We start from the raw sequence: 15,402 nt of genomic DNA on the forward strand, positions 1-15,402 counted from the left end.
TATGTCATCAACCATTCATTTCTCCGCAAGATTAACCTGGCATAATGATGGCTGGAACGGCCATATTTGTAAAGAACCATTAAAGAACACGTATTGTACCGGCCAGTATTCTTACCCTGGCGACATGTATAACGAAAAAGTTCATCAGCTTATGGAAGGAAAGGAGTATGCAGGTTGTAATTGTGCTGCTATAAAAGATAAATATATTCCCCCTTGTTGTTTCAGTAATAATGCTTTTGGAAAAGAAACAGTATCAGCACAAGTAAGTTCACCGGAGTGGTATGTAAATCAAGAGCTACGTAAGTGGGAAATGCCTCCAAATACGATTAGTGTATGGCCTTATGAAGAAATGTACAGGGAAGAAGATAAAAATGAAGATGGTACGTTTAACTATGATACCAGAATTAGTAATGTAAAGACTTTTTTAGGGGAGCTAAAAAAGGACGAAAGCCTTATTTTCTACTATAGCAATTATAGTAACCCGTTTAGTGAAGATGAGAATAAGCGATATGTGATTGTTGGTATCAGCAGGTTAAAACATATTCCTGATGAGTTTATGATGTACGAAAAAGCAACTACAGAGGAAAAGAAAAAATACGGTGGCGCTTTTGTATGGCAGATGCCGGTTACATCACATTACCCTGAACAGGGCTTTCGTATTCCCTATCATTTGTATAAAGATAGACCAGATATTCTTGATAAAATTGCTTTATTCCCAGATAATGAGAGGTGTTTTAAATATGCCATGCGGCAAATGAGTGATGATGATGCATTGGAAGTTATTGAAAGAGCATTAGGTATTGTGAATGTATTGCAACACGAAGTTGGCGATACTTCTGAAGATTGGGATATAAGAAGAAAATGGTTAGAATCGTTGATTGGCGAATTATGGAAAAACCGTGGTCGCTATCCTGGGCTACCAAAAGTGCTTAACTATTTGGGCGTTCCAGTAATAAACAGTTGGTTTAAAGAAGAAACAAAAAAAAACAAGGAAGAAGCGGCATACGGTATTATAAAAGATGCGTTTTTGAAAAACAGTCCGGTTCCGGGAATAGAAATAAAAAAACAGGAGTGGGATGAATTGCAGGATTGGATGGCCGGTTGTGAAGAAGAAGATCTTGATTTATTGTTAAATGTATTACCCCGCTTTGATATAGCAGAAGAGCAAATTGAAAAGATAATGGAACCGGGCCGCGATCAGAATAATATCTATAACCCAGTTAAAGAAATTATTGAGAACCCGTATATACTTTGTGAGTCGTATATCGGTGATAACCCCGACGATAAAATTACTTTCAGTAAGATTGACCATGGGATGTTGCCTTCGCCTGATTTGGGATTAGAGCCCTTAACAACAGCAGGCAGTGCTATCAGGTTCAGGGCGCTTTGCGTAAATGACTTAAAAAGAGTTAGTACACATACTTTTACTGCCGCAGAAATAGTATTAGATAATGTTAACCGTTATTTAGCCCTGATGAACGAGTGGCGTACTTATGATTTTAAAAAGAGAAATTTTGAATCGTATGAGGCAGAACTCAATAAGGTGATTGTAAAAAGAAAAGATGCTGAAGAGAATTTACATCTGTATTTAAAACGAATTTATGATGATGAAAGGTATATAGAATCGAAAATTCGGGACATGAATAAAAGAAAGATAAGTTCTTTTAAAAGCCCGGTGACAGAAAAGAACTGGCACGATTTCCTTTACGATCCATCTTCAAAGCTGGCAGAACTTGATCCAAAAAAATATGAGCAAGCAGTAGAAGGACAAATAGCGGTATGTCAGAAAATTTTTACGCAGGGGCTAAGTGTTATTTGTGGTGGAGCAGGTACTGGGAAAACAACAATTGTACGTTCAATTATTGATGCGATTGAAAAAGCACATGGAGCAGGAACTTCATTTCTGTTGCTTGCTCCAACTGGTAAAGCTGCTGACAGGTTAAGAGAAAGAACAAAGAAACAGGCTCAAACCATTCATTCTTTTTTGGCAACAAGAGGCTGGTTGAATGATAATTTTACATTTAAAAAAGAAGGGGGCAAACAGGAAGAAGATGTTAAAATTTTTATTATAGACGAGTGTTCCATGCTCGACCAGTCACTGGTTGCAACTCTCTTTAAAGCTATAAACTGGAATACAGTTCAGCGAATTATACTGGTTGGTGATCCTAATCAGCTTCCGGCTATTGGTATAGGAAAAGTATTTGCTGACATTATCAACTGGATAGATGATGAACATAAAGGCATATTAAAGGTAAATCTCCGCCAGATGGAAAACCGTCTTACCGGAAAAGGAACGGGGATATTAGATCTTGCAAAAATGTTTATTCATGAAAGAGAAGAAGAAAAAGCAATTGAAGATTTGGGAGAAGAGAAATCTGAAACTGTTGATTTGCTTAAACAAATACAGGAACTGGATTTCACAGGTAATTTAAAAGACCTGAACGTTGTATTCTGGGATGATGAGCTGCAGTTGAAAGAATTGATGTTTGAAACATTAATCAGCGATTTGGAAAAGCAACATGGAATCAAGTATGATGAAGCAAGGTATTATGAACTGCTGAATAAGGTTTTTGAGGATAAAGAAAATAAATACAAGAAGCATGCGGATTACTTTCAGGTTATTTCACCTTATAGGGGAGAACAATTTGGAACTGATATCCTCAATAGTTTTTTGCAAAGTAAATTCAATAAGAATCGGGCGGAGTGGAAACAATTTTATGATGGTATAACCTTGTTTGATAAAGTTATACAAATTAGGAACCGAACTAAATCCGATCCAATATTTGCGTATGTTGATGGTGTTAACAAGCAAATTCAAATTTTTAATGGGGAGTTGGGTTTTACAAGACCCCATCCATTCGATAATAAAAAGTTTAAAGACGATGAAACAGGAAGATGGTATAATTATAGGTGGATGGCTGAGGCATTCCGTCCAATAAGGTTCGTAGTTGATTTTGAAGGAAGAAAGGAGGCCGTTGCATATGGTAAGAAAAACGAACTTGGTAAATTTCAGCATAAAAACGGCAAATGGTATAACATGCCTGAAGAAAAGCCAATAGGGAATTTAGAGTTGGCTTATGCCATTTCTGTTCATAAATCGCAGGGTAGTGAGTTTACTTATGTATATCTGGTTTTACCGAAGAATAAAAAAACGTTATTATCGAAGGAGCTAATTTATACTGCAATTACCAGGGCAAAAACCAAGCTCACCATTTTTGCAGAAAAAGATATTAGCTCATTTCTGCAACTAACCCGTCCCGAGGCAAGTAGTATATCTAAAATTAACTCTTCTTTGTTTGACTTTAAACCATTGCCTAAAGAATGGCTGGTAATGAATGAATGGTATGAAGAAGGAAAAATTCATGAAACCCTGTCTTCTCATATGGTTCGTTCGAAATCTGAAGTAATAATTGCAAACAGGCTTTTTGAAAGAAAAATACCGTTTAAGTATGAGTATCCGTTATTCGCTGAAGCAGACGGTTCATTTTATTTACCTGATTTTACAGTTAAAGTAAATGGAGAAGATTATTATATTGAACATTTGGGAAGGCTCGATGATAAAAGCTATAGAAGCCATTGGGAGAAAAAAGAGAAATGGTATAATAAACACTTCCCTGGAAGATTATTAACCACCATTGAAAACGGAAGACAGAGTAAGGATATTGACGCAATAATTGGAGATTTGCTTTCTAAATAATTCATTGCTTAAACTCATTTTATAAAACGCCATTTACCCTTTTTATAATTATCGTAAAGTTTAGGCTGATGCTGTACATTCCGATAAATTTTCTTTATCTCATTATCTAATTCAAAAGAATGTTTTTCATAAACATCCATAAAATGAATCCATCCCTCAAATAATGCTTTATCTAAAGCAAATTCCCGGTATTTATTTACAAAACCGCCTTCCAGCCAAAGTGTGGTAGCTATTTTATTATCCTCGATTTCATGTTCAACTTTCTTAACCCAAAAATAATCCGTTCCAATCTTTGCATGCACAAATGGGAATCGCACTGTTTCAAACTCCCTTGGTAAAACCGACATGCAAGTAGAAAAACAACAACTATTGTCATAAGATTTCATATAAAGCGACACTTTTAGATCATTATTTTGAAATAGTTCGGGTCTATCATTATTGAGCTCAAAAATGTCTTGGTAAATTTCTTTAATCCAAATTGTAGCTTTTGTTGAATCTGCTTTAAAGTCTGCAGCCATTTTCTTTATACTAATCTTTTCATATTTATCGTTATAGAAGTCCTTTTCTATTAACCAACTTAAGAAGGCTGTATAAGTCTTTTCGGGACCATTCTCTAATAATAATTTTGAATAGGTTGGCGTTCTGCTTATACAACCAAATATTTCATGAGTAGAAGGCTCGTGTAGGATTTTCTTTTTCTCTTTTGTTCGTCCCATTTTTTGCTCAAAAAATACAAAATTTATTAAGACAAATAAAGGGGATTGGATAAATTTTCTTAGGGCAAATTATTGCCCTAATCTCACCCTATCTTTTCACATAAATATGAGCAATGATTTTGAAGTAAAATGATAAAACGCAATATGGACCTGAAATTTACAAAAATTATATCCCAAGCTCATAACACAAAAAGTCCTTCTTTTACCAATTTTGGATGAAAACTTTGGGTCAATTACGAGTAAAAAATTAAGTAATTTTGCAAATAGTATTCTTGAAAACAACATAATTTATAATAGTTAGCGTTAGCTGATTTCTTGTTCTGAAAACTGGTAATTTTTATACACCAAGAATGAAAGCAATAACGCTCACGCTATGCGTGGGCTTATTGTCTATTGGTGTAGGGTATACCAGTACCTCAGAACAGTAGCTTTATGTCCCACGCTAATTTTTTTTGTACCTGCCTAAAGGGACTGAGGCGCCAAATTAATAAATATGAAACCGTTGTTTTTGATTTTTTTAATTTCCCTTTGTATCAATTCATATTGTCAGGACATTGTTGTTGATACCTCTGCATCTGTGAAGACTCAAGACCAATCTTCTTCAACATCTTCCTGGTTGTATATCACTTCAACATCTGATGCAAATTCAGATATTTATATGAAGTCTTCTTATGAGAATAAGGAGTATTCAATAATAAAAATTTGGATGAAAATAAAACGTAAAGTTTTAAAATTAGACAAAAAGGTATATCGTAATGCCTATGAACTTTTTTTATATGAATTTGATTGTTATAATAAAAAGATGAGAGCAATAAAAGTTGTATCATATAATTCCAAATCTGAACTTGTTGATAGTTACAACGATGATAACGTAGAGTTTGATGATATAGTTCCAGACACAATTGGAAGCGAAATGTTTAAAAAAGTATGTGAAAAATTTAATTAATATGCCATTTAAAAGGAAATAAATGAATTCTACCGAAAAGAAAATACCCATCTCATCCCTGCCCCCTTCTTTACTAAAAATGTTAGAAGGGTTTCCTCCTGCAATAAAATCAAAAATTTTAGAAGGACTTATAACAGCGGCAACTAAAAAAATAGGAGAACGGAAGTTGGCTAAATTGATCGAAGAGAATAAACTGAATAATGATATTATGGATACCGAATGGGGTAAGATAATAATAAACAAACAGCCACAAGCTTTAGAAAAAAAGATAACTAAAGATGATTTAGAACGTGACGGGCAAATTCTGTACGATTTAATCAAAACTTATAAAAAGACGCTGTATAGGAACCTTAAAAAAAGTGGGACACTTTTCTTCGAAATCCGAGAGGCTGAATTACAGTATCAAAAAGATAAAAAAGAATTAGTGGAAGCAGGGCATAATGATAGTACAGCAAGAGAAATTTTATGGCCAGAAGTAGTGGCCCAATTTGGGTTTTAAATTTCGAGTTTTCTCTGCCCCGGTTATTCGGAGGTTTTAAAAATGTTGCGGAAGCGAAGCGGAGCAAAGGTGCGATAGCACCGGAACATTTTTAAAGCCGGAGGATAATCGGGGCAGAGAAAAGGGGTTACAGGCTGATGATTGGGACGTAGGTAAGTATTGAAAAAGTGATTTTAATAAAAAACCATCCAATGGGGGATGGTCAAAATACGCCAATATATTGGCGTATTTAGTTATAAAGTTTTTCGGTAAGCATGCTTTTTAATTCTTTAGTGTAATTATATTTAGAATATTTATCTGTTATTGCAATAAATCGTTTAGATTTTTTATAAAACTCTTTCGGGTCCCTGCTAATTTTTTCCCATATATTTTTAGAGTTATGTTCGAGATAAAAGATTTTATCTTCTAATAGTATTTCAGTATTTGCCAGGACCTCTTCTTGAAAAATTAGTAATTTACTAAAAGCCTTGATCAGGAAGTTATTCAGCTTTTCAGAATAATCTTTTGTCAATAAATCTTCAAGTGTAAAAATTCCTATTTTTTTAAGCGGCCTTCTTGCCTTATATGCTCTTTCAAAACGAATAATATTTAATTTTTCATATTCTTCTCCACTTTGAGCGCTTTTAAAATAAAATTTATCGGTGAATTCCTTCCGATCAACAATTAAAGATGCTCCTTGATTCTTATGGAGATCATTTTCTATTTTTCCGGTTTTGGTTTTTTTAGTTAAAAAAACCGTATTATTTATAATACCTCTTGCAGTATAACCCCAGGTGTCAAGTATACCTAAGTTTGCACCATATTCTAACTTCATGACTTGAGTAGCAGAAGGATTAATTTGAAATTTTTTTGTGATCTCAAATACTTTGTTTCTGAAATCGATCATTTTTAAATCCTGATGATTTTGCCCTTCAAAACAACACTTATGAAAACTACCAATTATACTAATATGTGTTATTTCATCAAAAACTTTTACTAAGCTTATTTTAAGAAAGCATTCGGTTATGCTATCATATGTAAGTTTATTATTTACTACAATGTTTTTTCCGAATCCTAATTCGTCATAGTTTTCTTGAAAAAAAAGAATTGTTTGAAGGTTATCTGTTTTCAATGAAAAGCCATCAAAAAAACATAATTGATTGTCCATGAATTTATTTTTTAGAGTTATTTAATGCCTTATCGAGGTCCGATTTATAATACAAAACTCTACTTCCAATCCTTGAAGCTTTTATCAATCCTTCATTTGTTCGCAAGGAAAGGGTTGGAAGAGAAATTTTTAAATAGGAGGCCGCTTGTTTTTTTGAAAAAATTTCATCTTGATACTTATTAGTGGTATTTTCTTTTTGGACTGAGACAAGACTTTCCTGAACAGCTTCTTGTATGAGTTCTATAAGCTCTTCTTTTGATTTGGGGATGTAACAATTTTGCATAATAAAAAAATTATTATGCAATAGACAAAATGCTCTTAAGGGGTACAAATTTTATTTTAAACATTGTATTTTATAACCAATTGTATATAAGTCAGTTATAATCAAAATATTGTAAAGAAAGGGTATGCATACCCTTTCTTCTTTATTACTTGAAATCTATACTGTTGTGAGAAATAGAAGAAATTCGATCCAGTGTTAATAACCTAAAAATAAATTCCTTTCTATGTGAGTCGGGACCTCCTCTTATATTTTTAGGGGGGTGGGGTATCAAAAATTTTTGAAATTAATAATTGTGGAATTTTTTATATTGCAAAAGCATCCTTTTTTTTGCTGAACAGTTTCATAGAGGAAAGGCAGAATAATTTGGTAATGGAATATTGCTAAGATTAAAGGGTAGTAATTGGGTAAAATGACTTATTCCTTGCCCCCATTCTTGCCCCTAAATAAAAAATGGTTTGCAAATCATTGATTCACAAACCATTTACGTTTTATTCCGTGGTGTGGGCCGGGATTGAACCGGCGACACAAGGATTTTCAGTCCTTTGCTCTACCAACTGAGCTACCGCACCTTTTAATCCCGACGCTTCGGGAAGCCCTTTTGGGGTTGCAAAAATAAGGGATTCTAGTTGAATAATGAAGAATTTAGAAGAAAAAGACTCAAGTTTCAAGCTACGAGGGACAAGCATACTGATTCAAACCCCTTTGCTTCTTCCTTGAAGCTAACCCCTTGCAACTGTTCTCTAATTACCATACACACTCAAAAACTTAATCCGCATTATCTTCAGCTGCTCCCAATTAAAGCCGCTATCCGCAAGTTCTTCCTGCGCTACCTGCAGACTGCTCGTTTCACAGGCCTTGAAGTAATCGATGATCTCATCCTGTTCATTTTCATCAACTAATTCATCAATGGCATAATCCAGGTTGAGCCTGGTACCACTGGCTACAATAGTCTCCATTTCTTCCAATAATTGATCTATGCGGAGGTCTTTGGTTTTGGCAATGGTCTCCAGTGGTATCTTTTTATCTACGTTCTGAATAATAAATATCTTATTGTTATTCCTATTCACAACACCCTTCATTACAAAGTCGTCAGGTCTTTCAATTTCATTCTCTTCAACGTACGCTGCTATAAGATCAACAAATTTTCTACCATAACGAACAGCCTTACCCTTACTAACACCCTGGCATTTTTCGAGTTCTTCGATTGTTGTCGGGAACATGGTGGCCATATCTTCTAAACTCGTTTCAAGGAAGATCACAAAAGGTGGTAGATTCTTTTCCTTAGCCACTTTTTTACGAAGATCCTTCAGCATTTCTACTAATTTTTCATCAGCCACGGTACCGCCGCTTGCCGACGGACTACCTTCTTCATCATCAGCGTCGGCACCTTCAAATAAATTATTCAATGCTATTTTGAAAGAAGTTGGTTTTTTTAAAAAAGCTTCTCCCTTTGGCGTAAATTTCAAAACTCCGTATTCCTCGATATCTTTTTGTATCAATCGCTCCAGCAACATTTGTCGCATCAACGAATTCCAAAAATGTTCGTCCTTATCTTTTCCTGCACCAAAAAAATCTCTCTCTTCGTGCCTGAACATTTTTACCTGTGGATTTGGTTTCCCTCTCAAAATATGCATGAGGTATTCCATAGTAAACTGTTCATCTAGCCCCTTAATTATTTTCAACACAATATGTGTCTCTGCTTTTGCTTCTATCAATTCTTTAGGACTGTTACAATTGTCGCACATTTTGCTGCACTGCTTGGTATTGTAATCTTCACCAAAATAATTAAGCAATATCTTTCTGCGGCAGACCGAGCTTTCTGCATATGCAACGGTTTCGTTGATAAGTTGTGCGCCAACCTCTCTTTCACTGAGCGGCTTGTCTCTCATCAGATGTTCCAACTTGGCTACGTCTTTGTGAGAGTAATATAGAATACATTTTCCTTCCTTGCCATCTCTTCCTGCACGGCCGGTTTCCTGATAATAATTTTCTATTGATTTTGGGATATTGAAATGTATGACAAAACGGATATCCGGCTTGTCGATTCCCATTCCAAAGGCAATGGTGGCAACAATTACCTGCACATCTTCATTCAGAAAAAGATCTTGTCGCTGAGCCCTTAATTTTGCATCTAACCCTGCATGATAAGCTACAGCTTTTACACCATTGGCCATCAGCATATCTGCCAATTCTTCTGTTGTTTTTCTATTAAGCGTATAAATGATACCACTCTTGCCTTTATTCTGACTAATAAACCGAACAATACTTTTTACTGTTTGATCTTTTTTGATCTTTGGTAAGATCTCGTAATAAAGATTAGAACGGTTAAAGGATGAAATAAAAACTTTTGCATTTCTTAAACCGAGGTTACGGAGGATATCACTTTGTACTTTTGGTGTAGCCGTTGCCGTTAGAGCAATCATGGGAGCATCTTTATTGATCAACTCCATCATTTCTCTTAGTCGACGATATTCCGGTCTGAAATCATGTCCCCATTCGCTGATACAATGGGCCTCGTCCACAGCAAAAAAAGACACATTGAGGTCTTTAAAGAATTCGATATTTTCTTCTTTTGTAAGCGTTTCCGGGGCCACATACAACATTTTGGTTTTACCCGTGGTGAGATCGTCTTTTACGGTCTTTATCTGCCCTTTGTTTAATGTGCTGTTAAGAAAATGTGCTACATCATCTTTACTACTATAACTTCTTACCAGATCTACCTGGTTTTTCATTAATGCGATCAATGGCGATACAATAATGGCACAACCCTCGCTGATAATGGCCGGTAGCTGATAGCACAAGCTTTTACCTCCGCCGGTAGGCATTATTACAAAAGTGTCGTTTCCCGCCAATAAATGTTTTATGATGTCTTCCTGAGGGTCTTTAAATGAATCGAAACCGAAATAATCCTGAAGCTGTGCTGTCAGGTCGAGATTTTTTGTTTTACTGATGGCCTTGATTGGTTTTTCAGTTACTTTCTTTTTTTCAGTCGTTTTTTCTGAAGCAGATTTGTTTTTTGCTTTTACTGTGGCCATAGCTTTCTTTTTCCTTCACACCGAGTTTAATAATGTAATGGTTTTGTTTTGGTTAATGGATCCCGTTCAACCTGAAACTCTTACAAGCCTTCCGGGGCTTGTAAAGTTAGTTCAACTGTGCTTTAATTTCAAATTGAATGGCATTTTAACCTTGCTTTAAGATAAATAAAAAATTTTTATTATCCTAACACCGGAGCTTATTGTTATGGCATCGTTCCCGATAAATTACTTGCTTTCTCTATAACCCTTTATAGCAACGTATTACTTTAAAAATCCTTTCATCCTATTAGCTTTTGTGTTGTCGGGGAATTAAAGTAGGTTTGCGGCTTCAAAATGATTAATCCAGGTATACTAAATACAGCATTGGCTACAATTCAGCTCGAAGCCGAGTCGATTTCCGGCCTCAAAGCATTTATCAATAAAGATTTTGAAAATGCCTTGAACGGGATATTTGATTCTACGGGTAGAGTAGTAGTAAGTGGCGTGGGGAAAAGTGCGATTGTTGCTCAAAAAATAGCCGCTACTTTTAACAGTACAGGTACCCCTTCAGTTTTTATGCATGGTGCCGATGCCATTCATGGAGATCTGGGTATGGTGCAGCCGAATGATGTTGTAATGCTGATCAGCAAGAGCGGCAATAGTCCCGAGATTAAAGCATTAGTACCGTTGATCAAGAGTTTTGGTAATCTTTTGATCGGTATGGTGGGCAATACTACATCTTTCTTAGCATCGCAAAGCGATATAATATTAAATACCACAGTTGATCAGGAAGCTTGTCCGAATAACCTGGCACCAACTACCAGCACAACTGCACAAATGGTAATGGGAGATACCCTTGCTGTTTGTTTGATGGAAATGAGAAATTTCGATTCGGCAGATTTTGCCAAATTTCATCCCGGAGGAGCACTTGGTAAAAAACTATATTTAAAGGTTAGCGATATTGCTTCGCAGAATGAAAGGCCTTTCGTAGATGAATCGGCCCCTCTTAGTGAAGTTATTATGGAGATCACTCAAAAGCGTTTGGGCGCTGCTGTTGTATTACAAAGTAACGGTTCCATTGCCGGTATTATTACCGATGGAGACTTACGCAGAATGTTATCGAAGGGTACTGATTTTAATACATTGAAGGCAAAAGATATTATGACAGCAACTCCGTTAACGATCGGTGCAGACATACTGGCATCCGATGCAATGGATCTGATGAAAGAAAAAGGCATCAACCAGTTGATTGTAGTAAATGAAAACACTTATACAGGTATCATACATCTTCAGGATTTAGTAAGAGAAGGAATTTTTTAATTTATGAACATGAACAAGAATAATTATGTGGCAATAATGGCCGGGGGTATTGGTAGCAGGTTTTGGCCGATGAGTCGTACCAATTTCCCAAAACAGTTTTTGGATATTTTGAATACCGGAAGAACCTTGATACAAGGTACATTCGACAGGTTTGCTATGTTCATTCCAAAAGAAAATATTTATGTTGTAACCTCTGAACAGTACAAAGACATTGTTGCAAAACAATTGCCTGAATTGCCAAAAGAAAATATTTTGTGTGAACCATCAAGGAAAAACACAGCACCCTGTATTGCTTATGTATCTTACAAATTGCAACAACTTAATCCCGATGCAAACTTAATTTGTGCACCGGCTGATCATATCATTTTAGAAAAAGAAGCTTTTCAAAAAATTTGTACAGATGCATTGCACTTTACTGCACACATAAAAGCATTGGTTACATTAGGGATCAACCCTACTCATCCTAATACCGGCTACGGTTATATTCAATATGAACAGCATGCCGTAAGTGACAATGTATATAAAGTAAAAGCGTTCACCGAAAAGCCGGATAAAGAACTTGCCGAGACATTTATAGCCAGTGGCGATTTTTTATGGAATGCCGGCATATTTGTGTGGCAAGTAAAAAATATCATAACGGCATTTGAAAAATTCCTGCCGGAAATTCACGAAGTATTTGATGCAGAGAAGATACATTTTAGTACCGATGCCGAAAAAGCATCTATAGAGAAGATCTACCCTCAGTGTGTAAATATCTCGATCGATTATGGCATTATGGAAAAGGCAGATAATGTTTACATCATTCCTTCTTCCTTTGGCTGGAGCGATCTGGGAACCTGGGCAAGTGCATACGAAAACCTCGAAAAAGATTATCTGGAAAATGCTGTTGCAGGCGATAATGTAATGGTAATAGATGCCACTAAAAATATGGTCCATGCTGACAATAAGAAGCTTGTGCTGCTGCAAGGACTAGATGATTTTATTGTGGTAGATACCAAAGATGTACTATTGATCTGCAAAAAGGATAGGGAACAGGAAATAAAAGAATATGTTGCTGAGGTAAAACGCAATAAAGGAGATAAGTACCTATAAGTTTTTTTTATCAAGCGAATTGGGTAAAAATGTGGATATGTTAATACTTTTTAACAAGAAATACACATTTTTTCTTGTTTCGTCTGATTTAGGGTCTTATATTTGTTCTATCTATTATATTCTATATTTATGAAATCCTTAGTTAGAGTCGCAACAATTCTTGCATTACCCTTTTTGCTGCTGGCAGCATTAGTTCTGTTTATATTTGACAATCAGATATCTATCCCCAAAGTTTAGTCGATAAAATACAGTGCTTAAACGTACCATAATTGTACTTTTGAGGCTTAAATTTTATTTTGAGTCAACATATACAAAGTAAGCTACCCACAGTTGGCACCACCATTTTTACGCTGATGAGTTCTTTGGCAGTAGAGCATAATGCCATTAACCTGGGTCAGGGTTTTCCCGATTTTATGATGAGTGATGAACTGATTGCATTGGTAAACCGTGCAATGCAGAAAGGCAACAATCAATATGTTCACATGAACGGACTCCCTTTATTACGGGAACGTATAGCCGAAAAAATACAATCTTTATATAACGCTTCACTTGATCCGGAAAAGGAAATTACAATTACACCCGGAGGAACCTATGCCATCTATACTGCACTAACTACTATTTTACAACCCGGAGATGAAGCCATTGTTTTTGAACCGGCTTACGATAGTTATATACCAACTATAGAAATGAACGGAGCAATACCTGTATTGATACCGTTGCAATTTCCAGATTATTCTATTGACTGGGAACTGGTGAAAGAAAAAATATCTTCCAAAACAAAAGTCGTCTTAATAAACTCTCCGCACAACCCTACAGGTAGTGTTCTATCGAAAAACGATATTGAGCAATTGCAAAATATTGTAAGAGATACCAACATTTTTATTTTGAGTGATGAAGTGTATGAACATTTAATTTTTGATGACTTGCCACATCATAGTATGTTATTGTATCCCGACTTGTTGGAGAGAAGTTTTGTTTGCTTTTCGTTTGGTAAAGTGTATAACTGCACCGGCTGGAAGATTGGCTATTGTATTGCACCGGCTGCTTTGATGGCCGAGTTTAGAAAGATCCATCAGTTCAATTGCTTTAGTTGTAATAGTCCCGTTCAGTTTGCGTTAGCGGAGTTTTTGCAACAAAAAGATGCATATCTGCAACTGGGAGATACAATGCAAAAAAAAAGAGATCTTCTGCAAAAGTTGATGCAGCAAACGAAATTTATGCCGCTGGTTTCTCACGGAAGTTATTTTCAGTTGTATGATTACAGTAAGATCACAAATGAATCTGAAAAGGATTTTGCTATCCGGCTCACCAAAGAATTTGGTGTAGCTACCATACCAACATCGGTATTTTACAAAACAGAAACCGATAATAAAGTATTGCGTTTTTGTTTTGCAAAAAAAGAGGCCACTTTAGAAGCGGCCGTAGAAAGATTGATAAAACTTTGATAGAAAATGTACTTATATTCTCTCGTCAATTTCTTTAGATAATCTGTTGAAAATATCATCGATAGAGCCTTCTCCTTTTATCATTACTACTTTATCGAAATTTCTGTAGTAATCTGCAACAGCAGTTGTTTTGTTTTGGTATTCGGTAATTCTTGCACGGATGATGCTCTCGTTTGTATCATCACTTCTTCCGCTGGTTTCACCACGTTTTAATAAACGCTTTACCAACTCCTCTTCACTTACTTCTAATGCTAGCATTACACCAATGGATGTATCTTTTAATTCGAGTAATTTATCCAACGCTTCGGCTTGTGCGGCTGTTCTTGGAAAACCATCAAACAAAAATCCCTGAGCATCCGGATTATTATCCAAAGCAGAGCTGATCATACCAATCACTACTTCATCCGGTACTAATTGGCCTTTGTCCATAATACTTTTTGCAGCTAAGCCAAGTGCGGTACCTCCGGCAATTTCGCTACGCAATAAATCACCGGTACTTAGGTGCTTTAAACCATATTTGGCGATTAATTTTTCACTTTGCGTTCCTTTTCCACTACCCGGAGGGCCAAAAAGTATTAAATTGAACATGATTTATTGCTGATTGTAAATGAGTGGCAAATATAATATACAAGTTTAGAAATGCTTTAACAAAAAGGCGAAACTTTTTGAAATTACCTTTCGTAACTATATAACCATTTGGTTATTTACTTGTTTATACAGAAAATAGCGACAATTTCTACCAATTTTGCAATTGAAGATATAAATACAATTAATGTTCATACGAAAAAAATAATACTATGTCAACAGATAAAAAGAACAATCCGGTGTATTCAACAACAGATGATGCCAAAGTCAATATCAGTAATGAAGAATGGAAAACCATTCTTCCTAAGGATGTTTATGAAATTGCCAGAAACAAAGGAACCGAAAGAGCCTTCACAGGAAAGTACTGGGATTTTAAAGAAGGTGGTATGTATTATTGTGCAGCATGTGGTAATCCATTATTTAACAGCAATGGAAAATTTGACAGCAGTTGTGGTTGGCCGAGTTTTTTTGAACCGGTAAACAAGGGTAGTATTATTTATACTCCCGATAATTCTTATGGGATGAGACGCACTGAGGTACAATGTGGAAGATGTGAAGCACATCTTGGTCATGTGTTTGAAGATGGGCCACCACCAACAGGATTACGTTATTGTATCAATTCTGTGATCTTAGATTTTGAGAAGAAAGAAGAGTAGAA

General features: G+C 35.7%; 12 protein-coding genes and 1 tRNA gene. 7 read left to right on the forward strand and 6 right to left on the reverse strand.

Features of this window, described 5'->3' with window-relative positions:
- Nucleotide 1: 1 nt before the first annotated feature.
- Nucleotides 2–3,697: an AAA family ATPase gene (locus tag ACQ33O_RS03895; RefSeq protein ID WP_430994251.1), complete on the forward strand. Its 3,696-nt coding sequence runs from the start codon at nucleotides 2–4 to the stop codon at nucleotides 3,695–3,697.
- A gap of 14 nt (nucleotides 3,698–3,711) precedes the next feature.
- Here the strand turns inward: ACQ33O_RS03895 and ACQ33O_RS03900 are convergent, their stop codons facing one another.
- The gene (locus tag ACQ33O_RS03900; protein WP_430994252.1) at nucleotides 3,712–4,413 is read right to left on the reverse strand and encodes a hypothetical protein; all 702 of its coding nucleotides are present in this window, start codon (nucleotides 4,411–4,413) and stop codon (nucleotides 3,712–3,714) included.
- A gap of 493 nt (nucleotides 4,414–4,906) precedes the next feature.
- Here ACQ33O_RS03900 and ACQ33O_RS03905 point away from each other — a divergent pair, with 493 nt between their 5' ends.
- Nucleotides 4,907–5,359: a surface-adhesin E family protein gene (locus tag ACQ33O_RS03905; RefSeq protein WP_430994253.1), complete on the forward strand. Its 453-nt coding sequence runs from the start codon at nucleotides 4,907–4,909 to the stop codon at nucleotides 5,357–5,359.
- 22 nt (nucleotides 5,360–5,381) lie between these two features.
- Nucleotides 5,382–5,858, forward strand: coding sequence for a hypothetical protein (locus tag ACQ33O_RS03910; RefSeq protein ID WP_430994254.1), 477 nt, complete (start codon nucleotides 5,382–5,384; stop codon nucleotides 5,856–5,858).
- A 229-nt stretch (nucleotides 5,859–6,087) separates the two neighbouring features.
- Here ACQ33O_RS03910 and ACQ33O_RS03915 read toward each other — a convergent pair whose 3' ends face one another.
- From ACQ33O_RS03915 to ACQ33O_RS03930, 4 genes are all read right to left on the reverse strand, one after another.
- Nucleotides 6,088–7,005, reverse strand: coding sequence for a hypothetical protein (locus ACQ33O_RS03915; protein WP_430994255.1), 918 nt, complete (start codon nucleotides 7,003–7,005; stop codon nucleotides 6,088–6,090).
- Between the two features lie 4 nt (nucleotides 7,006–7,009).
- Nucleotides 7,010–7,288, reverse strand: a complete 279-nt coding sequence (locus ACQ33O_RS03920) for a helix-turn-helix domain-containing protein (RefSeq protein ID WP_430994256.1) — start codon at nucleotides 7,286–7,288, stop codon at nucleotides 7,010–7,012.
- Nucleotides 7,289–7,784: 496 nt separating this feature from the next.
- A tRNA-Phe gene (locus tag ACQ33O_RS03925) sits at nucleotides 7,785–7,857 on the reverse strand.
- A gap of 171 nt (nucleotides 7,858–8,028) precedes the next feature.
- Nucleotides 8,029–10,323 carry a RecQ family ATP-dependent DNA helicase gene (locus ACQ33O_RS03930; RefSeq protein ID WP_430994257.1) on the reverse strand — a complete coding sequence of 765 codons (2,295 nt, stop codon included), beginning with the start codon at nucleotides 10,321–10,323 and terminating at the stop codon, nucleotides 8,029–8,031.
- Nucleotides 10,324–10,686: 363 nt separating this feature from the next.
- Between ACQ33O_RS03930 and ACQ33O_RS03935 the strand changes: the two genes are divergently transcribed.
- The 3 genes from ACQ33O_RS03935 to ACQ33O_RS03945 all read left to right on the forward strand — a co-directional run bounded on the left by ACQ33O_RS03935 (nucleotide 10,687) and on the right by ACQ33O_RS03945 (nucleotide 14,159).
- On the forward strand, nucleotides 10,687–11,622 hold the full coding sequence (locus ACQ33O_RS03935) for a KpsF/GutQ family sugar-phosphate isomerase (protein WP_430994258.1): 936 nt from the start codon (nucleotides 10,687–10,689) through the stop codon (nucleotides 11,620–11,622).
- A gap of 9 nt (nucleotides 11,623–11,631) precedes the next feature.
- A complete protein-coding gene (locus ACQ33O_RS03940; protein WP_430994259.1) occupies nucleotides 11,632–12,714 on the forward strand; it encodes a mannose-1-phosphate guanylyltransferase in 1,083 nt (360 codons plus the stop codon).
- 296 nt (nucleotides 12,715–13,010) lie between these two features.
- Entirely contained in the window at nucleotides 13,011–14,159 is a 1,149-nt protein-coding gene (locus ACQ33O_RS03945; protein ID WP_430994260.1) for a methionine aminotransferase, read from the forward strand.
- Between the two features lie 12 nt (nucleotides 14,160–14,171).
- Here ACQ33O_RS03945 and ACQ33O_RS03950 read toward each other — a convergent pair whose 3' ends face one another.
- Nucleotides 14,172–14,747, reverse strand: coding sequence for an adenylate kinase (locus ACQ33O_RS03950; protein ID WP_430994261.1), 576 nt, complete (start codon nucleotides 14,745–14,747; stop codon nucleotides 14,172–14,174).
- A gap of 209 nt (nucleotides 14,748–14,956) precedes the next feature.
- On the opposite strand from ACQ33O_RS03950, the gene msrB reads away from it, so the two are divergent.
- The gene (gene msrB, locus ACQ33O_RS03955; protein ID WP_430994262.1) at nucleotides 14,957–15,400 is read left to right on the forward strand and encodes a peptide-methionine (R)-S-oxide reductase MsrB; all 444 of its coding nucleotides are present in this window, start codon (nucleotides 14,957–14,959) and stop codon (nucleotides 15,398–15,400) included.
- Nucleotides 15,401–15,402 lie beyond the last annotated feature (2 nt).

The organism is Ferruginibacter sp. SUN002, from assembly GCF_050611725.1.
Classification (GTDB): domain Bacteria; phylum Bacteroidota; class Bacteroidia; order Chitinophagales; family Chitinophagaceae; genus Ferruginibacter.